Below are 20,530 nucleotides of genomic sequence, written 5' to 3'. Positions count from 1 at the left end.
CTGCTCGATGTACGGCTGGATGACGGCGATGTGCGCGCCTGCCTCGAAGTTCTTGCACAACTTGGCCATCAAACTATACTTTTGTCATGCAACGCCTCCAGGCTTTCAAGTACGAACTGATGCCGGACGGGCAGCAGGAGCGGCAGATGCGCCGCTTCGTTGGGGCGTGCCGGTTCGTCTTCAATCAGGCGCTGGCGTTGCAGAAGGCCAATCACGAGGCGGGCGGCCAGTTCATCGGCTATGTGGCGATGGCCAAGCACCTGACTGCGTGGCGCAACGCAGCAGAAACCCCGTGGCTCAAGGAGGCGCCTGTTCACCCGCTGCAACATGCGCTCAAGGACTTGGAGCGGGCGTACAAGAACTTCTTCGCCAAGCGTGCGGCCTTCCCCAGGTTCAAGAAGAAGTGCCAGCGTGACAGCTTTCGCTACCCGGACGCCAAGCAATTCAAGCTCGATGCAGCCAACGCCCGGATCTTCCTGCCCAAGCTGGGCTGGATGCGATTGCGCCTGTCGCGTCCGCTGCTGGGGGCGCCGTGCAACTCGACGGTGAGCCTGTCGGGTGGCAAATGGTTCGTGTCGATCCAGACCGAGCGCGAAGTCGATCAACCTGTCCCGAAGTCCAGCAGCGCCATCGGCATCGACGTGGGGATTGCCCGCTTCGCTACGTTCAGCGATGGTTCGTTCCTGGCCTCGCTCAACAGCTTCAAGAAGCACGAGGCACGCTTGCGCCGCTACCAGCGGGCGATGAGCCGAAAAGTCAAATTCAGCAGCAACTGGAAGAAGGCCAAGGCCCGAGTCCAGCGCATCAACGCCCGCATCGGCAACGCCCGCCGCGATTACCTGCACAAGGCCACGAGTGCCATCAGCCAGAACCACGCGATGGTGTGCATCGAGGATTTGCAAGTAAGGAACATGTCCAGGTCGGCGGCAGGCAGCACCGAGCAGCCGGGCAAGAACGTGAGGGCCAAGTCCGGCCTGAACAAGGCCATCCTGGATCAGGGCTGGTTCGAGTTCCGTCGCCAACTCGACTACAAGCTGGCTTGGAATGGCGGCCTGCTCATCGTCGTGCCAGCGCAGAACACGAGCCGCACCTGTCCGCTTTGCAGCTGTGTCAGCGCGGACAACCGCAAGACCCAGGCGGTTTTCCGGTGTGTGCAGTGCGGGCACGAGGGCCATGCCGATCACATCGGCGCGATCAACATACTGGCGCGGGGACACCGCGTTACAGCCTGTGGAGAGGAAGTCAGCCGCGCCAAGCCCGCAAGGGCAAGGCGTGCTGCCTCGGTGAAGCAGGAACCCACCGAAGCGACTTGTTCAGGCGCAGCGCCTGCAATGGGCGCCGTAGGAATCCTCCGCCTTTAGGCGGGGGAGGATGTCAACAAGCAGCAGCGTAAGCTGGGCGTCGTAGCGACCACTCACGCAAAAGGACAAGCCCGCACCAAGCGGGCTCGTCATGTTGGCCTAGGCCGGCTTACAGTCCGGCCCAGAACCCGGTCAGCAGGGCCGCGAAGGCCTCCGGCTGCTCGACCGCGCTGAGGTGGGCGGCGTCCAGGCTGGCCAGCCGGGCGCCCGGGATGCGGGCGGCGATGGCCTGCGACATGGCGGGCGGGGTCGCCTCGTCGCGGCTGCCGGCGATCACCAGCGTCGGGCAGGCGATGCGTGCGTTGCCTTCGTCGAGCGCGATGGCCGCGACGGCCGCGCAGGCGGCGGCATAGGGCCGGGCCGGGGTGGCTTCCAGCACGGCGCGCAGCTTGGCGACGCGGGCGGCACCGCCGCCCGCTTCATCGGCGCGGAATTCGGGCGTGAACCAGCGCTGCAGCGCGCCGTCGGCGATCGGCGGCACGCCGTTGGCCAGCACGGTGTCGATGCGGGCCTGCCACATGGCGCGCGCGGCCTCGTCGTAGCTGGCGGCCGAGTTGGCGATCACGATGCTGCGCACCAGCTCGGGGTGGCGCGCGGCCAGCGCCTGCGCGGTCATGCCGCCCATCGACAGGCCGACGAAATGCACCGGGCCGGCGCCCTGGGCGCGGATCAGTTCGGCCGCGTCATCGGCCAGGTCGTCCATGCTGTAGGGGCCTTCGGTGGCGGGCGTCTGGCCATGGCCGCGCTGGTCGTAGCGCAGCACGGTGTAGCGGTCCTGCAGCGCGGCGGCGACGCCGTCCCACATGGTCAGGTCGCAGCCGAGGGCGTGGCTCAGGACGACCAGGGGACCCTGGCCTTGGCGGACGGTGTTGAGTTGAGGCATGGCGATAGGGGAAAAGATGAGGAAAACGCCTTATGTTACGGCCCATCCCGGCTGGATGGATTGGCGATGGAATACCTTTTTGGACTGTATATATACTTATAAAGTATTGCTTTGAGGTGGGAATTAGGTCGAAAAACGCCTGTTTTGGCTGAATTTTCCTGATCTATGTCAAATAATCCGGGTTTTTACTTATACCTAATTGGTATTGGTCGACCTTAAACTCAGCCACGTTTTTTCCAACTGGATACCTCATGGCAACTCCTGACCCATCCGCGCAAGAAGCCCGCCGCCTGCGCACCATCCTCTGGGTGGTATCGCTGGCCACCGTCGGCCTGATCTTTGATGGCTACGACCTCGTCGTCTATGGCGCCGTCGTGTCGCAATTCCTGCGTGACCCCTCGCAGATCGGCAACGTGACCCCCGCGCTCGCCGGCCAGCTCGGCAGCTACGCGCTGTTCGGCGTGCTGGTCGGCGCGCTGATGGCCGGCACCGTTGGCGACATCATCGGCCGCCGCAAGGTGATGCTGGGCTCCTACGCCTGGTTCTCGATCGGCATGGCCATCACCGCGATGATGGAGACCACTTCGGGCTTCGGCTTGCTGCGCTTCATCACCGGCCTGGGCGTCGGCGCCCTGGTCGCGACCACCGGCGCGCTGGTCGCCGAATACGCGCCCAAGGACAAGAAGAACCTGTGCAACGCGATCGTCTATTCGGGCATCCCGCTGGGCAGCCTGCTGGCCGCGCTGCTGGCGATCATGCTGCTGGAGCACATCGGCTGGCGCGGCATGTTCTGGCTCGGCGCGCTGCCCTTCGTGACGCTGCTGCCGCTGGCCTACTTCAAGATGCCCGAATCGGTCGCCTGGCTGGCTTCGCACGGCCACATGGAAGAAGCGCGCGCGCTGTCCGAGCGCACCGGCATTCCGCTGCCCGAGGCGCATCCGGTTCATGCCGATGCGCCGGCCGCCACCGGCAGCCGCAAGGGCTTCGTCGGCCTGTTCGCAGACTACCTGGCCCCCACCGTGCTGCTCGGCCTGATGAGCGCGCTCGGCCTGCTGCTGGTCTACTCGCTCAACACCTGGCTGCCCGTGCTGATGAGCAAGTCCGGCTTCAACACCAAGGGTTCGCTGCAGTTCCTGCTCATTCTCAACGGCGGCGCGGTGCTCGGCGCGCTGCTGGCGTCGAAGGTCGCTGACCGCTTCGGCGCCAAGTCGGTGGTCGTCGCCTGCTTCGCGATCGGTGCCGCAGCCATCTTCCTGATGACGATGGGCTTCCCGGTTGCTGGCCTGCTCGCGATCGTCGCGGTCGTCGGCCTCGGCACCAGCGGCACCCAGGTGCTGATCTACGGCCTGGTTTCCAACTACTACCGCACCAACGTGCGCGGCGCTGGCGTGGCCTGGTGCGCGGGCTTCGGCCGCCTCGGTGGCGTTGTCGGCCCGGTCTTCATCGGCTACATGCAGCAGGCCGAACTGCCGATCGACACCACCTTCCAGATCCTGGCCGGCGTCGCGGCGGTCGGCGCGGTGCTGACGCTGGTGCTGCCTATGGCGCGCAACGCCTCGGCCAAGCCGGTTGCCAAGCTCGCCACAGCGAACGCCTGATCTCGCCGAAGGCCGGCTCAGCCGGCCTGGAAAAAAACCGTCCGTTCGCCTGGGCGGTTTTTTTTCGTCTGTCGCCCGCCCGCTGGCATCGCAGCGGACGAAAAAAGGACCGGGCGGTTTCCCGCGCCGGTCCTTTCGCTTGGGTGCCTGGGCTGGATCAGCCGAGGTCGCCGCCACCGACCGGCATCGTGATGCCGGTGATGTAGGAAGCCTCGTCCGAGGCCAGGAAGCAGATCGCGCCGACCTGCTCGTCGATGGTGCCGTAGCGCTTCATCAGGCTGGAGTTGATGGTCTGGTCGACGATCATCTGGTACCAGACCTTTTCCTGCGCGGTCTGCTCGGCGGCGTTGCGCGGGATGCGACGCGGCGGCGCCTCGGTGCCGCCGGTGGCGATGGCGTTGACGCGGATGCCGCGCTCGGCGGTCTCCAGCGCCAGGCAGGCCGTCAGCGCGTTGACGCCGCCCTTGGCCGCGCCGTAGGGCACGCGGTTGACGCCACGGGTGGCGATTGACGAGACGTTGACGATGGCGCCGCTCTGCTGCTTGAGCATGTGGGGCAGCACCGCGTGGCAGCACCACAGGGTGGGAAAGAGCGAGCGACGCACCTCGGCCTCGATTTCGTCTTCCTGGTAATGCTCGAACGGCTTGGCCCAGATCGTGCCGCCGACGTTGTTGACCAGCACGTCGATGCGGCCGAACTTCTCGACCGCCTCTTTCATGACCCGGTTGCAGTCGCCGGACTTTTCCATGTCGGCGGTCAGCGCCAGCACGTCGACCTTCTTCTTCTCGAGCTGGTCGCGCAGTTCGAACACCAGTTCGGAGCGGTCGACCAGCACCAGCTTGGCGCCTTCCTTGGCCATGCGCAGCGCGACGCCCTGGCCGATGCCCTGTGCCGCGCCGGTGATCACGGCGACCTTGTTCTTGAATCGTTTGCTCATTGGGGTTCCGCAAGAAAAAAGCCCGTTGGCACGGGCTGTTGGGGGGGTGGTCAGCGATCAGGCGCTGGCCGCGAACTTCTCGTAGTGGAAGCTGACGGGCTTGATGCCCTGGTCGCGCAGGTACTGGTTGACGGCCTCGACCATGGGCGGCGGGCCGCACAGGTACATGTCGAGCTCGCCGTCGTGCAGCTGACCGGCTTCGAGGTGGTTGGTGACATAGCCCTTCTTCGGCTGCGCGCTGTTGGGGTCGACCACGACCAGCGCGTAGCTGAAATTGGGCATCGCCTGGGCGAAGGCTTGCAGCTTGTCGATGTCGACCAGGTCGGTGTCGGTGTTGACGCCGTAGACTAGGTGCACCGGGAACGGGCTGCCGCCGGCCGCCGCGATCTTGTCGAGCATGGCGGTGAAGGGCGCCAGGCCGGTGCCACCGGCCAGCATCATGACCGGGCGGGTGATGTCGCGCAGGTAGAAGCTGCCCTTGGGGCCGTTCAGCACCAGCGTGTCGCCCGGCTTGGCCGATCCGGTCAGGTAGCTGCTCATCAGGCCGCCCGGCACGTTGCGGATCAGGAACGAGACCTCCTTGTCCTTGGGCATCGAGCTGAAGGAGTAGGCGCGGTGCGCGTCGGTGCCCGGCACCTGCAGGTTGGCGTACTGGCCCGGCAGGAAGGACAGCTTGGCGATGTCGTCGCCGGCCACGGTCAGCGCGATGGTGCTGTCGGAGACCAGTCGCACCTCCTTGATGGTCGTGGTCAGGCTGGTCTGGGCGGTCTTGCAGACGGCCGAGGACGCGGGGATGCTCACCACGCAGTCGCTCTTGGGCCGCATCTGGCAGGTCAGCACGAAGCCTTGCTGGAGTTCTTCCTCGGTCAGCGCGTCGTCGATGTAGTTGCTGCCCATGTCGAACGAGCCCGATTCGCAGCTCGACTTGCACGCACCGCAGGCGCCGTCGCGGCAGTCGATGGGGACGTTGATCTTCTGGCGATAGGCGGCGTCGGCCACGGTCTCGCTGTCTTTGCAGTCGATGAAGCGCGTGACCCCATCCTCGAAGTTGAGGGCGATCTTGAAAGTCGACATGATCAGAGGTGGTAGACGTCGAGGACGTGACGGATGTAGTCGTTCTTGAGCACGACCTTCTTGGACTTGATCACCGGCTTGGCGCCCGAGAAGTCGATCGTCAGGAAGCTGGTGCCGGCGAAGGTGTCGGTCACGTTATAGCGCACGCTCAGCGTGAACCAGTTGTGGCGGACCTTCACGACGTCGCCATTGCGCTCGACGATCTCGACGTTGCTGATGTTGTGCGAGGTGCGGGTGTCGGGAATGGTCGCGCTCGAACGCTCGGTGCGGATGCGGAAGACGCGGTCTTCCAGGCCGCCACGGCTCGGGTAGTAGATCAGCGAGATCTCGGTCTGCGGATTGGTGGTCAGCTCGCCGTCATCGGCCCAGGAGGGCATCCAGAACTCCGCCTGCGGATCGTACATCTCGATCCAGGCGTCCCATTCGCGGTCGTCGAGCAGGCGGGCTTCCTGGTACAGGAAGGCGCAGACATTTTCGTAAGAGGTGGTCATGCTGTTGCTCTCCAGTTCTTATTTCGCGTTGGCTTGGGCAGCTTCTTCGGCGTCGACCGCCTTGCGCATCTGCTCCATCCAGTAGGTGTGCTGGGCGACGTAGAGGCCCTCGTCCTCGGTCTTGACCCCGGACAGGATGGGCTTGAGGCCGATCTTGTCGGCTTCGGCATCGGGACCGCGCACCCAGTGCTCGGCACCGCGCGACATGTCGTTCCACTCGGCGGCGGCGCCGTTGTAGCCTTGCTGGCAGGAGCGGAACTCCTCCAGGTCGTCAGGCGTGGCCATGCCGGTGGCGTTGAAGAAGTCCTCGTACTGGCGGATGCGGCGGGCACGGGCCTCGGCGCTCTCGCCCTTGGGCGCGATGCAGTAGATGGTGACTTCGGTCTTGTCGACCGAGATCGGGCGCAGCACGCGGATCTGCGAGCTGAACTGGTCCATCAGGTAGACGTTCGGGTACAGGCACAGGTTGCGCGAGTTGTTGATCATCCACTCGGCGGTGTTGGCGCCGACGCGCTCGGCCAGCTGCTCGCGCTGCGGGTAGAGCGGACGGTCTTCCGGGTTGTCCCAGCGCGTCCACAGCAGCAGGTGGCCGTTGTCGAACGAGTAGGAGCCGCCGCCCTTCTTGGCCCAGCCGCCGGCGCTCATGGCCTTGATCTGGTCGTTGCCGGCTTCGCGTTCCTTGCGGGCGGCCTGGGTCGCGGCGTAGTTCCAGTGCACGGCGGTCACGTGGTAGCCGTCGGCGCCGTTCTCAGCCTGCAGCTTCCAGTTGCCCTCGAACCAGTAGGTCGAGGCGCCGCGCAGCACTTCCAGGCCCTGCTCGGACTGGTCGACGATCATGTCGATGATCTTGCGCGATTCACCCAGGTGCTCTTCCAGCGGCTGGACGTCGGCGTTCAGCGAGCCGAACAGGAAGCCGCGGTAGGACTGGAACTTGGCGATCTTGGTCAGATCGTGGCTGCCTTCCTTGTTGAAGGTCTCGGGGTAGCCGGTGTTGTCCGGGTCCTTGATCTTGAGCAGCTTGCCGGAGTTGTTGAAGGTCCAGCCGTGGAAGGGGCAGGTGAAGGTGCCCTTGTTGCCGGTCTTGAAGCGGGCCAGCTGCGCGCCACGGTGGGCACAGGCGTTGATGAAGCAGTTCAGCTCGCCGGCGCGGTTGCGGGTGATCATCACCGGCTGGCGGCCGATGGTGGTGGTGAAGTAGTCGTTGTTGTTCGGGATCTGGCTTTCATGAGCCAGGTAGATCCAGTTGCCTTCGAAGATGTGCTTCATCTCGAGGTCGAACAGTTCCGGATCGTTGAAGACGGAACGCTTGACGCGGTGCAGGCCTTTGTCGTGGTCATCGACCAGCATGCCTTCCAGGCGCTCGCGCAGATTTTCTTGGCTCATAAATATCTCCTGTTGGACTTGTGGCTCTGGCCCGCTGCGGCATGGACCGCAACGGCTGGGGTGGCAGGCAGGTCTGGCAGGAGGGGGATCCCTGCCGGACAGTGCGGGCGGCACGCTTCGCGGCTGGCAGGTGACGGTGCGACGCTGCGGGGCGCGGAACCCCCGGTGAGGCGGTGGCCCGTGGTCGCTGATCTTGTCTCCTGCGGTGGCCATCGTCGCGGCACCGTCTGCTCCCCCTGCTGCTGCGGCTTCCGGGCTCTTTATCCGGTCGGCTGCGTTCCAGGGGCTTGCTTGTTTTCCAGTGTAGATCTTATGGAGAAACCCTGACCCAGATCAAAGACTGTTTTAGAATCACCCAATACCTAGAAAGTATTGGCATGGATTTTCGGCATCTCAAGTACTTCGTCGCGGTCGCGCAGGAGCGCAGCTTCACCCGTGCCGCCGAGCGGCTCTACATTTCGCAGCCGCCGCTGAGCCGGCAGATCCAGCAGCTGGAGGAGGAGCTCGGGCTCAAGCTGCTCGACCGCGAGGCCAGGCCGCTGGCGCTGACCGAGGCCGGCCGCTTCTTCCATGGCCGCGCGGTGCGCATGCTCGAACAGCTCGACGAGACCATCGCGATGACGCGCCGCCTGTCACAGGTCGACCGCCGCCTGGTGATCGGCTTCGTGCCGTCGACCATGTACGGCGCGCTGCCGCGCATCGCGCGCCTGTTCCGCGCGCGCAAGCCGCAGGTGCCGCTGGTGCTGGTCGAGAAGACCACGGTCGAGCAGGGCGAGGCGCTCAAGGCCGGCCAGATCGATGTCGGCTTCGGCCGCGTGCGCTTCGACGACCCCAGCCTCCGGCGCGAGGTGCTGCGCGAGGAGCCGCTGGTGCTGGCCATACCCACCGAGCATCCCCTCGCCGGCGAGCGCGGGCCGGTCAGCCTGGCGCGGGCGGCCGCCTTTCCCCAGCTGGTCTACCCGCGCAAACCGCGCCCGAGCTACGCCGACCATGTGCTGTCGCTGTTCCGCGACCTGGGCCTGGAGCCGGCCGAGGTGCAGGAAGTGCAGGAAATGCAGACCGCGCTCGGCCTGGTCGCCGCCGGCATGGGGCTGTGCCTGGTGCCGGCCAGCGCGCAGCGCTTGCGTCCCGACGAGGTGGTCTATCGCCCGCTGCTGGAGCCGAACGCGACCTCGCCCATCATCATGAGCACGCGCCTGAACGACCAGTCCGAGGACATCGCGCTGCTGCGCGAGCTGATCGACGAGGTCTACCGGCTGCAGCAGGCTGAAAAGCTGGAGCCCGAGCCCAGGTCGATCACGGTGCCGACCGGGCCGCGCGGCAGCCCTTGAGCCTTCAGCGCAGCTGCAGGCCGCGGCGCAGCACCACCGGCTTGCCGCCCAGACGCTTCTTGCTCATCCAGTGCGCCAGCGCCGAGTCGAGCTGGTCGGCGTGCCTGGGGAACCAGTCGGCCAGATGCTCGACCAGATCGCGCACCACGTCGGCGCCGAGCTCGCCCTTGGCGAACAGTTCGCCGACCTCATGCACCGAGCCCAGCACGGCCGCGTGTTCGTCGATGTGGCAGTCGCGCGGCGGGAAGTCGGTCTCCAGCATCCAGCAGTTTTCCATTTCGAAATGCTGCTCGCAGTGGCGCGTGAATTCGGCCAGCAGGCCGGCCAGCTCGGCATCGGCGGCTGTCTGCATGCGGCCGACCAGCCCGACGAATTCCTCGTGCACCTCGTCGATGGGCGTGTAGCCCAGCAGGTACAGGTCGTTCCAGTGCAGGGGCTGCTGGTCGGGGGTCGGTTGTTCGGTCGTCATGTCTCGAATCGGTTATGGGGGCGGATGGCGGTGGCGCAAGGGCGCCGGACCGCTTCTGGGCCTGAAGTATGAACCAGCCGGGGCCGTTTTCCCGCGCTGCTGGCTGCCGCTTCAACGCCGGCGCCAGGCCTTCGGGTTGCTCGCGCGCAGGCAGGCGCGCCGGAAGGCCTGCAGCGTGGCCTCGGCGCGGCCCAGGATGCTGTCCTCGGGATAGCTGGTCGGGTTGCCGCGCGTGCAGGCCGGGCCGGACAGCGCGACCGGGCAGGGCTGGTCGGGTGCGGTGCCAAAGGGCTGGCCCATCAGCAGTTCGGCGCCCTCGCTGACATGGCCGGCGCTGTGGATGTGGAACAGGCCCTGCTCGACCGCCGCGCCGACCTCGCGCGACAGCATCAGGTGGCGGCGGTTGCGCGCCGGGATCAGCACGCCCTGGCGGCCATCGAGCCCGGAGTCGCGGCAGACCGCGAAGAAGCCCTCGATCTTCTCGTTGACGCCGCCGATCGGCAGCACCTCGCCGAAGGGGCTGATCGCGCCCGTGACGGCGATGCCCTGTTGCAGCGGCAGCCCGGCCAGCGATGACAGCAGCGCGTAGAGCTCGGCGCAGGAAGCCGAGTCGCCCTCGACGCCGGAGTATTCCTGCTCGAACACGATCGACGCGCTCAGCGCCAGCGGCGCGATATGGCCGAACAGCGCCGACAGGTAGCTCTGCAGGATCAGCACCGCCTTGTCGTGGATCGGGCCCGACAGCTCGACCTCGCGCTCGATGTTGAGCAGGCCCTCGGTGCCGGCGACGGTGCGCGCCGTCACCTTCATCGGCTGGCCGAAGCGGTAGTCGCCGAGGTCGATCACGGTCAGGCCGTTGAGCTGGCCGACCCGCTGGCCGCCCAGCGCGATGATGCGCTCGCCGTCGGCGATGGTCTCGCGCAGGCGCTGCTCCAGGTAGTCGTGCCGGTGGCGCTGCGCCTGCAGCGCGGCGGCGACATCCTCGGCCTCGACGCCGCGCGCGCCGCGTGCCCGCGCCACCGCCGCGCTCTCCACCACCAGCGCCTCGGTGCGCGAGAAGGCCGCGCACTGGCGCGCCTGGTCCTCGGCCTGGCGGTGGCTGTCCTCGATCAGGCGGGCGACCGCCGCCGCGCTGAAATGCGGCAGCCCCAGCCGGGCGCAGACATGGGCGACGAAGACGCCGCTGGCGCGCCGCGTCGCCTCGCTGGCCAGGAAGCTGTCGGCGAAATCGACCTTGACGCGGAAATGGCGCGCGAACTCGGGGTCGCCCTCCTGCAGCGCGTAGTAATGCTCGTCCGAGCCCACCAGCACCAGCTTGACATCGACATCGACCGCCTCCGGTTCGAGCGAGGTCGAGGCCTGCGCCGAATAGACCGTGCCGGGTTCCTCGATCTGCAGCCGGCCGTTGCGCAGGAAGCGGCGCAGCTTCTCCCACACCAGCTCGTCGGCCAGCAGGTCGCGCATGTGCAGCATCAGGAAGCCGCCATGCGCCTTGAGCAGGCTGCCGGCGCGGATGCGCGAGAAATCCGTCACCAGCACGTCGTTCTCGGACTGGTACTCGATGCTGCCGAACAGCGGGCGAAACAGCGGGTTGTTCTCGATGATGACCGGCGCGCCGCGCGCGCCGGCGTTGTCGACCACCAGGTTGACGCGGTAGCGCGCCAGCACCTGCGCGAGTGCCTCCTTGCGATCGGGCTCGTCCTCGGGCGCGCCGCTCTCGAACAGCTGCAGGTGTTCGAGCACATCGGCCACGACCTGTTCGAGCCAGGCGCCGAGCTTGCGCGTGTCCTTGATGTTCTTCCTGAGCTGCTGCCGGATCGCCTGCAGCGCGCGCTCCAGCAGCGGTTTGACGGCCTGCAGCCGCAGCGCGGTCACGCCCTCGTCGAGCGCGCGCTCCAGCGGCTGGGTCAGTTCGAGGTAGCGCAGGACCTCGTTGCGCAGCTCGCGCTCGCCCTGGTCGTAGCGCTCGCGCTCCTCCTGCGGCAGGCTGGCGAGCTCGGCCTCCGTCAGCGCCTGGCCCTGGGGACCGATCAGCGTCAGGATCAGCTGGCCGCTCTCGCGCCGCAGCGCGAAGTGGCGCGCCGCGGCGAAGGCCGACAGCGCCTGGTAGGCCGCGGCCTCGCGCTCGGCGTAGCCGTGCTCGAGCTGGCCCTGCGCGGCCTTGAAGTCGGGTTCGGCGAAGCGCTTGGGGATGTCGGCCTGCAGCGACTTGACCAGCTGGACCATGAACTGGCGCAGCTGGCGACCCTCGCCGGCGGGCAGGCGCAGCGCGCGCGGGCGCTCGGGCGCGTCGAAGTTGTGCAGGTAGCACAGGTCGGGCGGGGCCGGGCGGGCGGCGGCGGCGGCCTGCATCTCCTGCTGCAGCAGGGTCGAGCGGCCGGTGCCGACGTCGCCGAGCACGAACAGGTGGTAGTCCGGCTGCTCAAGCCCGAGACCGAAGCGCGCCGCCGTCAGCGCGCGCTCCTGGCCGATCCAGGGCAGCTCTTCCCGCGTCAGCTCGGCCGTGTCGGCGAAGCCGAGCCGGGCGGGATCGACCCGCAGGCACAGCTCGGCGGGGGTGAGACGGATGGCGGTCATGCGAGCTCCTGATCGTCCGGCGGCTGGCCCCACGGTCCCACGCCGGCTCCGTGGTCCAGAGTCTAGCCTTGAACACCCTCGGCCGCCTAGGCAGGCATCATGGCGGGCCGTTACACTGCCGGAATGAACACCGCCACTCCCGCCATTGAACCGATGAACGACCAGGACTTCGACGCGCTCGACCAGATCCTGGACAGCCTGCGCGAGCGCCTCGATGAAGTCCCGCAATGGGAATTCTGCGAGGGTGCGATCGCCGCGCTGATCTGCTGCCGCCGCCAGATCCCGGCCGACGAGTACTTCGGCGCCTTGATGGGCGACGAGGACAGCGGCCAGTTCGGCCCCGAGCTGTTCGCCAGTCCCGAGCAGTACCAGCAGTTCCTGACCCTGTGGAACCGGCGCTGGAACGAGGTCGTGGTCGCGCTCGACGCCCAGGTCGACAACCTGGAGGACGAGCGCGCCTACGCGCCCGAGGTGATGGACGTGCGTGGCGCCGTGCTGGCCATGAGCGAGGAAGAACGCGCCGAGATGGCCGACGAGCTGGCCGACGAGGAGCTGCCCTGTTTCGCCCAGGTCTGGGCGCTGGGCTTCATGTTCGTGGTCGAGACCTGGCCCGAGGAATGGGCCGCCCCGCGCGACAAGGAAGCGCGCGACTGGCTGGAAGACGCGCTCAACCGCATCATCACGCTGACCGAGGACGACGACGGCCAGCCCGTCATCAGCATGTTTGGCGAGAACAGCCCGCCGAGCGTGAGCCAGGAGCGCATCAACGCCTATGGCGACGCGATCTGGGCCGCCTACGACCTGCGCGACCTCTGGAAGAGCATCGGCCCGCGCGTCGAGCAGGTGGTCAAGGGCGACGAACCCGGTCGCAACGATCCCTGCTCCTGTGGCAGCGGCAAGAAATACAAGAAGTGCTGCGGCGCCTGATCCGCACCGATCTGGTCCGGGTGTTCTCAAGTTTCCGGATTTCTGGTCGTCAATAGAACGATGGGCGCTACTTTTTTCAGACCGATATCCCTGTGATGCGCGAGCGAATCAGTGGCAGCCTAGGTGCCGATCTGCTGTCAGGTCGGCCCTTTTTTGATTTCTGAATAGGGATTTCCCCGATGACCTTCTTGCAAAACTGGAAGTGGTGTGCGCCGCTGATCGCCTTGCCGCTGTATGCCTGCGCGCCGCTTCCGCCGCAGGCCTGTTCCGGCTGCATGACGGATTCCCGTTATGCGGTGGCGCGGCCACACAGCGACAACGATTATCCGGTCAGCTACCGCTTCCAGGCCGCGGATGCGGAAGGTCGTTCCAGGCCTGTTGATCGCCACACCCTGTCGCATTCGTCTTTTGCCCAGGTGCAGGCGTCCCCGCAGTAGGCCTGAGGTTGGATACATCAAGATGGCTATGAATTGCAAGAAATTTGTCCTGGCTGCCGGACTGTTCGTCGGCTTCTGGTCCGCCGTGCAAGCGCAGAGCGTGACGCGGGTCGATGCCATGGACGTCGTGCGCGAGACGCCTTCCGTGAGCCAATCGGACTACGTTTACGAACCCATCGTCACCCGCCACAGTCGTATTCCGGCCGGGCTCTACAAGAGTGGCATCATCTTTGTCGCCGATCAGCTGGAGCGCAATGTCGCCCCGGAGGAAAAGAAGAAATCGACGGTCATCACCAGCTTCACGAATCTGGACAATCTGGTGGAGACCTCGTCTTTCGGTCGCCTGGTTGGCGAGAACCTGATGCACGAGCTGTATGTCCGTGGCTGGCAGATCAACGACATCCGTCTCTCGCGCGATCTCATCATCAATGGCGAGGGCGAGTTCGCCATCAGCCGCGACATCAAGCGCCTGCGCTCGTCGGTGCCGGCGGCCAATATCGTGACGGGCAGCTACACCACCTCGGCCGATGGCATCCTGTTGAGCGTGCGGGTGATCGATTTCGAGACCGGGCAGGTGATTTCCAGTGCCGAGACCCGCTTCAAGGGCGATCCTTTCCTGGCCAGCCTGATCAACAAGCCGCGGCCGAATCCCATGGTCAAGCTGGCCAATTGAGCGGCGTGGGGTCTTTTCTTCTGGCTGTGCGGGGGCGCGTTATGTGGCGATCGCTGGGTGTTTCCATTCTGGGTCTGGTGCTCGCGGGTTGCACCAGCACCTTGCCGCTGGCCAAGTGCCAGGTTTCCAGCCGCGAGATCCTGCCGCACCTCGATGCGCGCCAGCTCATCGACGATCTGGTGGTCGGCATCTGTCCGCCGGTACCTTCAACCGACCATTTCCTGCAGAAGCGGGATCCGATCGTCGTGCCCGATTTCGTCGATATCCAGACCTTCCAGCCCGACCGCATGGGGGTTGCCCTCGGTGACATTTTCCGGGCCAGCCTCTTCACGCAATGCAAGGTGCCGATCCGTCAGGCCGAACTGTCGCGCAATTTCAGGCTCAATCCGGGCGGCCTGATGGCGTTGACGCGCAACCCGACCGAAGTGCGCGAACAGGACATCCCGGTGGCCGCGGCCATGATAGGCACCTACAACCTCGACGGCAACAAGCTCACGCTGGTGGCGCGCCGGGTCGATATCGAGACGGCCACCTTCCTGGCGGTTTCCTCGAAGGAGGTCAGCTGGACCTGCGAGGAACCCACTTTCGGCCAGAAGAAGCTGGTGTTCAAGGTCAAGTGAAATCAACCACCGGCGCCTGTGCTTCCCGTCACGAATTCCAGCCTGGTGTCGCCTACGCTCTGACCATTGATGATCACGGTGCCCTTGTCTTCCTTGACAAGGATCTTGACGGGTGCGCGTACCGCGTCTGTTTTTGAGCTTCCGAGCGTGGCCATGATCTCGGCATTGAAAGCTTCCTGGTTGGTGACCGCGTACTGACCGTTGAGTCCGACCTTGCAGGCATCGATCGTGACTTTTTCCCCTTCTGTCAGGGACTTGTTCAAGCTGGTCGACTTGACGACCGTGAAGATGCAGGAACCGAAGCCGAAATTACCACTGACGTCGGTGCCGTCTTCGAACGCCATCTTGAAGGCATAGCCGGACGGTGATTCGGCCGAAGCGCTGACCGTCAGCGTGGTCGGCGGGATGGAGATGGCTTCTCCGGTCACCTTGTCGACAGCTTGGATGCCGCTAGAGAACCTGAAATCCTGGCCGACGATGGCACCCACGTTGTCCTTGGTGACGGGTACCGCGAAGCTGGTCACCTGTGCCTGCTGTTCACCTGCGCTCACAGCTCCCCCGCCTCCCCCGCAGCCCGAAAGCGAAGCCGCCATCAGACCTGCGAAACCCATGATGGCGATTGATTGCCTCGAATCAAATTTCATGACTCAACCCCTTGTGCACTGCTATGAGAATAGCGAAACCGAGACTGGCTGTTTATCGTTCGCGGCTCGGTGGCTGTCAATGGGATGACTCTCATGGGAGGGCTGATGCACACCTCCTGGGTGAATCGGTGCTTGCAGGCTGGTCTAGCCGTGCTGCGGGCGCGCGAGCCGCTCTTGCAGCCCTTGCAGCGCGTGCCTGACGGTCGCCGCGCGCACCGCATCGCGGTCGCCGTCGAAGCGCCGGCACTCGGTCCAGGCCCGCCCTTGCATGGCCCAGCCGAACCAGACGGTGCCGACCGGCTTGTCGGGATCGCCACCCGTGGGGCCGGCGATGCCGGTGACGGCGACCGCGGCCTGCGCCTTCGAGTGTTCCAGCGCGCCCAGCGCCATCGCGCGCGCGACTTTCTCGCTGACCGCGCCACGCGCCGCGATCAGTTCCGGCGCCACGCCGAGCTGTTCGGTCTTGGCGGCGTTGGAATAGGTGACAAAGCCGCGCTCGAACCAGTCGCTCGATCCGCTCAGGCCGGTGCAGGTGGCGGCGATCAGGCCGCCGGTGCAGCTCTCGGCGGCCGCCATCGTCCAGCCCCGGGTCTTGAGCGCCTGTGCCAGGCTTTCGCATTGCCGGATCAGGTCGGGAGAATCAGTCAGCATGCCCGTCCTCCCCGGTTCATAGCCAGCGCCAGAACGCGATCACGAGCAGGGTGCAGCCGGCCGCGACCAGGTCGTCGAACATGATGCCCCAGCCGCCGCGCCAGCCCCAGCCCTTGAAGGCGCGGTCGGCCCAGGCCACCGGGCCGGGCTTGGCGGCGTCGAAGTAGCGAAACAGCCAGAAGGCCCAGAACTGGCCCCAGAAGCCGACCGGCGCCGCCAGCCAGAGCACCAGCCAGAAGGCGACCACCTCGTCGATCACGATGTAGCCCGGGTCGGCCACGCCGGTGCGGCTGACGGTGGCGACGCTGGCCCACCAGCCCGCCAGCAGCGTGATGCCGATGATCAGCGCCCAGCCGGGGTCGCCCGGCGTCCCGAGCCGGTCGATCAGCAGAAAGGCGACCCAGGCCCAGAGCGTGCCGACGGTGCCGGGTGCCAGTCGGCTCAGGCCGGAGCCGAAGCCCAGCGCGATCAGGTGCGACAGGCGCGAGAACAGGAAGCGGCGGTCGGGCTGGACCGCAGCGGCTTTCGGAAAAGGTTTGAAGGGAGTTTCCATGGTGATGGGATCGTTCAGTCGAACCAGGTGTCGAAGCCCCCGATGGGCTCGAAGCGGCGACCGACACAGCGTAGCCGGGTCGGACCATGCAGCGCGCGTTCGCGCACGCTGTGCAGCGGATCGCCGGGGTAGCAGAGGATGCGCCCGTCGTCGACCTCATGGGCTTCGGGCTGGACATGCGGCTGGCGGCTGGTCAGCGCCTCGTTCCAGGCGCTGTCGACGCTGGCGTGGCGGCAGAGCTGGACCAGGCTCATGAGCTGGGGCGGCACCAGGTCGATCTCGTGCGCGGCGTGGCGTTCGAGCGCCTGGCGCGGCCTGAGCCAGACCGCCTCGGTGGCCTCGAAGCCGTCGTGGCGCGCCTGCTGCCCCGCCGGCAGCCGGGCCAGGAAGAAGCGGGTGTCGAAGCGCGGGCCGGACGCCGGATGGTCGGGCGTGACCCAGCGCGACCAGGGCTGGATGGCGCTGGCCTGCCAGCGCAGGCCCAGCGCGGCCATCGCGTCGGCCAGCGATTCGCCGGCGGCCTGGCGGGCCGCCAGGGCTTGCCTGGCCTCGGCGTCGGCGCCTTCGGCCAGCAGCAGACCGGCTTCCTCGAATGTCTCGCGCAGCGCGGCCTGGTGCAGGCCGGCGGCCTTCTCCGGGCTCAGGTCGGGTTCGTGGAAGCGCGCCAGCAGTTGCTCGGCATCGAGGTCGAGCGAGGCGAGGGCATCCGGGCTGCAGTCGGCCGGGTCCAGCTTGCCGCCGGGGAAGACGTAAACGCCTCCCAGTACACGGGTGTCGGCGTGGCGGCGCAGCAGCAGCACCTCAAGGCTGTCGGCGCCGTCGCGCAGCAGGACCAGCGAGGCGGCGTCGCGCGCCGGGCGTTCGGTTTCAGTGGGGTTCATGGGGTTTCAGGCGAAATGGTCGAAGCTGGCCAAGGCCAGATCCAGGGGCTGGCCGGATTCGTCGCGCCAGCGCAGGTCGGCTTCGGTCGTGATGCGACCCAGGCGGGACACGGGCGTGTCGGCCGAACGGGCCGCCTGCAGCACGGCTTCGCGCGCGGCGGCGGGGGCGGTGAAGATCAGCTCGTAGTCGTCGCCGCCGGCCAGCGCGCAGCGCAGCAGTTGCGGGCGCGGTCGCGCGCGCAGGTCGGCGCTCAGCGCGCTGGAGGCGAGCAGCGCGCCGAGTTCGAGTTCTGCGCCGACGCCCGAGGCGGCCAGGATATGGCCCAGGTCGCCGCACAGGCCGTCGCTGACATCGGCCGCCGCGCTGGCGATGCCGCGCAGCGCCAGTCCCAGCGCGAGTCGGGGCGTCGGGCGTTCCAGCCGCTGGCGGCTGCGGGCCAGCACGTCGGGGGGCAGCGGGGTTTCGCCCAGCAGCGCTTCGAGCGCGAGGCGAGCATCGCCTACGGTGCCGCTGACCCAGACCTCGTCGCCGGCGCGCGCGCCGCTGCGGCGCAGTTCCTGCCCCGGCGGCACCTGGCCGAACACCGTGATGCAGAGATTCAGCGGCCCCTTGGTGGTGTCGCCGCCCACCAGCGGACAGGCTTCAGCCTCGGCCAGCGCGAACAGGCCCTGGCTGAAACCGGCCAGCCAGGCCTCGTCGGCGCGCGGCAGCGCGAGCGCGAGCGTGCAGCCCAGCGGCTGGGCGCCCATTGCCGCGAGGTCGCTCAGGTTGACCGCGAGCGCCTTGTGGCCGAGCGCGGCCGGATCGACATCGGGGAAGAAATGCCGGCCCTCGACCAGCATGTCGGTCGAGATCGCGAGCCGCTGGCCGGCCTCGGGCTGCAGCAGCGCGCAGTCGTCGCCCACGCCCAGCACCACGCCGGGCGGGTTGGCGCCGGGGCGCTGGAAGTAGTGGCGTATCAGTTCAAACTCGCCCATGGGGTGGCTCATCCTCGTGGTTTTCCGGCGGGGTCATGTCGATGTCGGCATGGGCCTGGGCTTCCTGCTGGGCGCTGACCGGCCACAGGAAACTCAGTGGCGCGCGCCGCAGACGATGCCGGATCGCGCTCTGGATGCGCTGGCGGTTGACGTCACTGACACTCCGGGCCTTGAGCGCCAGGCGGAAGGCCAGGTAGAAGCTGACGGCCAGGTTGATCGGACCGACGAGCAGCGTGGCGGCCACCGCCGACCAGAAGGCGGGCTCCAGCAGCACCGTCCAGCCCAGCGCCATCACGGCGGCCGTCAGCTGGCCCGTGACCAGGGTCACATGGCGCACGTCGAGCTGGAGCCCGAAAAAGCCCGCGATCGCCGGCACCAGCCCCAGCATCAGCCCCAGCGAGATGTTGGCCGTCAGGCCCGAGACATGGGTGCGCATGAAATGGCCGCAGCGCTGGGCAAAGCGTTTGCCGAGCCGACTTGTGATGGTCGGGTTGTAGGCGATCGCCGAGTCCAGCTTGTGCAGCACGAACCAGTTCTCGACCCAGCCCGCGACGATGCTGCTGGCGAACAGCAGCAGGCCCGTCGTGGCGGCGAACAGCAGGGTCGGACCCAGCAGCTGGTGGCTGTCGAGCACATGCTGCGCCTTCTCGGGCGTCAGCATCGGCGCGCCCGTCGTCAGCCACAGGACGGCGCTGATCAGCACCACGACCGGGATCACCAGCGCCAGGTTGCCGACGATGGCCGCGACCTGGGAGCGGAACAGGTGCGCGACCTCGTCGACGAAGCGCAGCACCCCTTCGCGCGAGCGCAGATCCCTGAGCTTGGCGACCATGGCTGGCGCCGTCACGGCCGGCTGCTTGGTGGCGACCGTCAGGTGCAGCAGCTGGATCAGCACGAAGGCGAACGCATAGTTCATGCCAGCGGCCAGCCCGCCCCAGAAGGCCGACAGCGCCAGTCCGCCGAGCAGGAACTTGCACCAGGTCGTGAAGCCCATCACGGCGCCGCCGCCACCGGCGCGCAGCAGCATGTCGCGGTATTCATCCCAGTTGCGCGTGATGTAGTGCTCGCCACTCTCGGCGCTGCGCTCGGCCACGCGCGCGGCCGTCAGCTGGGTGCTGCTGGCAATCAAGGCCCGGATGCTGCGGCTCTCATGCCCGACCCGCACCAGCCTGGCCACGAGGCGAGCCGTCGTGCGTGGCCGTTGCCCGGACAGCAGGCAGTCCAGCAGGGTGGTGGCGCGCAGCACGCGCTCGCGCAGCTGGCGCAGCCGGAACACGATGCCGACCGAGATGCCATGCTCCTCCAGGTGGGCGTAGACCGAATAGGCGGCCAGCCGGGTCTGGTCCAGCAGCCGATGCAGTTCGGGCAGCCGGGCCTGGGCCTCGGCGCTGGTCAGGCCTCGGGCGGCGGCGGCGCGGCGAAAGTTTTCCAGCGCGATGGGCAAATCCAGGAAGCTGCGGGCCTGGCGCACCTCGACCGACATGCGCGAGCGCAGCTCGGGCCGAAAGCCGGTGGCGCTGATCTGGCCGATGCAGAACGACAGGGCATCGACCAGCGTCTGCTCCCAGTCGCTCAGCTGGCTGGCTGCTGCCGGGTCCCGCTCCGGCGCCAGCAGCGCGCCGATGCGTTCGAGCTGGCGCGCTGGCAGCGCGCCCAGCCAGCGCGCATCCAGCGGGTCGTGGAACAGCAGGCCGAACAGCTCGGTCATGTCGGTGGTCAAGGGCGAGCTCGGCAGCAGCTTGTGCCTGATCCGGTGCCCGAGCGCCGTCATGAAGGCGGTCTGCGAGGCAAAGCCGAAGTCGGCCAGCAGCGGGGCCAGATCGACATCCTGACGGAAGCGCCGCCACCAGAGGCGCCAGCGCGCCAGCCAGTCGGGATCGGCCTCGGCGGCATCAAGCAGCTCGCCCACCCGCTTGAGCGTGGCCGGCACATCGGCCTTGGGGCCGCGCAGCCAGTCGATCAGGGCGATCAGCCACAGATGGCGCTCGGCCAGGCTGGCGTCGGGGTCCAGTGCGGCCAGCCGGGTCGCTGGCGTATCGTCCTGCGGCGTCATGCGGCGGTC

At 67.2% G+C, this 20,530-nt stretch carries 20 protein-coding genes; 7 read left to right on the top strand and 13 right to left on the bottom strand.

All coding sequences use genetic code 11. The features are described from left to right. Positions 1–86: 86 nt before the first annotated feature. On the top strand, positions 87–1,361 hold the full coding sequence (locus PHR85_RS07330) for a transposase (RefSeq protein ID WP_300052418.1): 1,275 nt from the start codon (positions 87–89) through the stop codon (positions 1,359–1,361). Between the two features lie 109 nt (positions 1,362–1,470). Here the strand turns inward: PHR85_RS07330 and pcaD are convergent, their stop codons facing one another. After that, positions 1,471–2,244, bottom strand: coding sequence for a 3-oxoadipate enol-lactonase (gene pcaD / locus PHR85_RS07325; RefSeq protein ID WP_300052415.1), 774 nt, complete (start codon positions 2,242–2,244; stop codon positions 1,471–1,473). A 251-nt stretch (positions 2,245–2,495) separates the two neighbouring features. On the opposite strand from pcaD, the gene PHR85_RS07320 reads away from it, so the two are divergent. Further along, entirely contained in the window at positions 2,496–3,842 is a 1,347-nt protein-coding gene (locus PHR85_RS07320; RefSeq protein WP_300052413.1) for an aromatic acid/H+ symport family MFS transporter, read from the top strand. Positions 3,843–3,999: 157 nt separating this feature from the next. Here the strand turns inward: PHR85_RS07320 and PHR85_RS07315 are convergent, their stop codons facing one another. Genes PHR85_RS07315 through benA form a run of 4 tightly spaced genes read right to left on the bottom strand, consistent with a single transcriptional unit; the run spans position 4,000 to position 7,727 of the window. Then, positions 4,000–4,779, bottom strand: coding sequence for a 1,6-dihydroxycyclohexa-2,4-diene-1-carboxylate dehydrogenase (locus tag PHR85_RS07315; RefSeq protein ID WP_300052410.1), 780 nt, complete (start codon positions 4,777–4,779; stop codon positions 4,000–4,002). Positions 4,780–4,836: 57 nt separating this feature from the next. After that, entirely contained in the window at positions 4,837–5,853 is a 1,017-nt protein-coding gene (gene benC, locus PHR85_RS07310; protein WP_300052407.1) for a benzoate 1,2-dioxygenase electron transfer component BenC, read from the bottom strand. A 2-nt stretch (positions 5,854–5,855) separates the two neighbouring features. Next, the gene (gene benB / locus PHR85_RS07305) at positions 5,856–6,344 is read right to left on the bottom strand and encodes a benzoate 1,2-dioxygenase small subunit (RefSeq protein ID WP_300052405.1); all 489 of its coding nucleotides are present in this window, start codon (positions 6,342–6,344) and stop codon (positions 5,856–5,858) included. A gap of 18 nt (positions 6,345–6,362) precedes the next feature. Further along, complete coding sequence (benA, locus tag PHR85_RS07300; protein WP_300052402.1) at positions 6,363–7,727, bottom strand: benzoate 1,2-dioxygenase large subunit; 1,365 nt, start codon at positions 7,725–7,727, stop codon at positions 6,363–6,365. Positions 7,728–8,104: 377 nt separating this feature from the next. Between benA and PHR85_RS07295 the strand changes: the two genes are divergently transcribed. Next, positions 8,105–9,058 carry a LysR family transcriptional regulator gene (locus PHR85_RS07295; RefSeq protein WP_300052400.1) on the top strand — a complete coding sequence of 318 codons (954 nt, stop codon included), beginning with the start codon at positions 8,105–8,107 and terminating at the stop codon, positions 9,056–9,058. Positions 9,059–9,062: 4 nt separating this feature from the next. Here PHR85_RS07295 and PHR85_RS07290 read toward each other — a convergent pair whose 3' ends face one another. Both PHR85_RS07290 and PHR85_RS07285 read right to left on the bottom strand, forming a co-directional pair. Beyond that, positions 9,063–9,527 carry a hemerythrin domain-containing protein gene (locus tag PHR85_RS07290; protein WP_300052398.1) on the bottom strand — a complete coding sequence of 155 codons (465 nt, stop codon included), beginning with the start codon at positions 9,525–9,527 and terminating at the stop codon, positions 9,063–9,065. A gap of 111 nt (positions 9,528–9,638) precedes the next feature. Further along, entirely contained in the window at positions 9,639–12,104 is a 2,466-nt protein-coding gene (locus PHR85_RS07285) for a Lon protease family protein (protein ID WP_300052395.1), read from the bottom strand. 123 nt (positions 12,105–12,227) lie between these two features. On the opposite strand from PHR85_RS07285, the gene PHR85_RS07280 reads away from it, so the two are divergent. The 4 genes from PHR85_RS07280 to PHR85_RS07265 all read left to right on the top strand — a co-directional run bounded on the left by PHR85_RS07280 (position 12,228) and on the right by PHR85_RS07265 (position 14,761). After that, positions 12,228–13,031 (top strand): UPF0149 family protein, encoded by an 804-nt coding sequence (locus PHR85_RS07280; protein WP_300052392.1) that lies wholly within the window; start codon positions 12,228–12,230, stop codon positions 13,029–13,031. A 179-nt stretch (positions 13,032–13,210) separates the two neighbouring features. After that, complete coding sequence (locus tag PHR85_RS07275; protein WP_300052389.1) at positions 13,211–13,468, top strand: hypothetical protein; 258 nt, start codon at positions 13,211–13,213, stop codon at positions 13,466–13,468. 28 nt (positions 13,469–13,496) lie between these two features. Next, positions 13,497–14,141: a FlgO family outer membrane protein gene (locus PHR85_RS07270; protein ID WP_300052387.1), complete on the top strand. Its 645-nt coding sequence runs from the start codon at positions 13,497–13,499 to the stop codon at positions 14,139–14,141. A gap of 41 nt (positions 14,142–14,182) precedes the next feature. Continuing rightward, positions 14,183–14,761 carry a FlgO family outer membrane protein gene (locus tag PHR85_RS07265; RefSeq protein ID WP_300052384.1) on the top strand — a complete coding sequence of 193 codons (579 nt, stop codon included), beginning with the start codon at positions 14,183–14,185 and terminating at the stop codon, positions 14,759–14,761. A gap of 2 nt (positions 14,762–14,763) precedes the next feature. Here the strand turns inward: PHR85_RS07265 and PHR85_RS07260 are convergent, their stop codons facing one another. The 6 genes from PHR85_RS07260 to PHR85_RS07235 all read right to left on the bottom strand — a co-directional run bounded on the left by PHR85_RS07260 (position 14,764) and on the right by PHR85_RS07235 (position 20,521). Further along, entirely contained in the window at positions 14,764–15,405 is a 642-nt protein-coding gene (locus PHR85_RS07260) for a hypothetical protein (RefSeq protein WP_300052381.1), read from the bottom strand. Between the two features lie 144 nt (positions 15,406–15,549). Then, positions 15,550–16,056: a CinA family protein gene (locus PHR85_RS07255; protein WP_300052378.1), complete on the bottom strand. Its 507-nt coding sequence runs from the start codon at positions 16,054–16,056 to the stop codon at positions 15,550–15,552. Between the two features lie 16 nt (positions 16,057–16,072). Beyond that, a complete protein-coding gene (locus tag PHR85_RS07250; RefSeq protein WP_300052375.1) occupies positions 16,073–16,609 on the bottom strand; it encodes a phosphatidylglycerophosphatase A in 537 nt (178 codons plus the stop codon). Positions 16,610–16,623: 14 nt separating this feature from the next. After that, a complete protein-coding gene (locus PHR85_RS07245; protein ID WP_300052372.1) occupies positions 16,624–17,490 on the bottom strand; it encodes an NUDIX hydrolase in 867 nt (288 codons plus the stop codon). 6 nt (positions 17,491–17,496) lie between these two features. Beyond that, complete coding sequence (thiL, locus tag PHR85_RS07240; RefSeq protein WP_300052370.1) at positions 17,497–18,468, bottom strand: thiamine-phosphate kinase; 972 nt, start codon at positions 18,466–18,468, stop codon at positions 17,497–17,499. Next, on the bottom strand, positions 18,455–20,521 hold the full coding sequence (locus PHR85_RS07235) for a site-specific recombinase (RefSeq protein ID WP_300052367.1): 2,067 nt from the start codon (positions 20,519–20,521) through the stop codon (positions 18,455–18,457). Before PHR85_RS07235 ends, thiL begins: the two co-directional genes overlap by 14 nt. Positions 20,522–20,530 lie beyond the last annotated feature (9 nt).

The organism is Malikia sp. (genome assembly GCF_028687635.1).
Classification (GTDB): domain Bacteria; phylum Pseudomonadota; class Gammaproteobacteria; order Burkholderiales; family Burkholderiaceae_C; genus Malikia.
The sequence above is the reverse complement of the archived record's forward strand: the minus strand, read 5'-3'. Positions and strand labels throughout refer to the sequence as shown.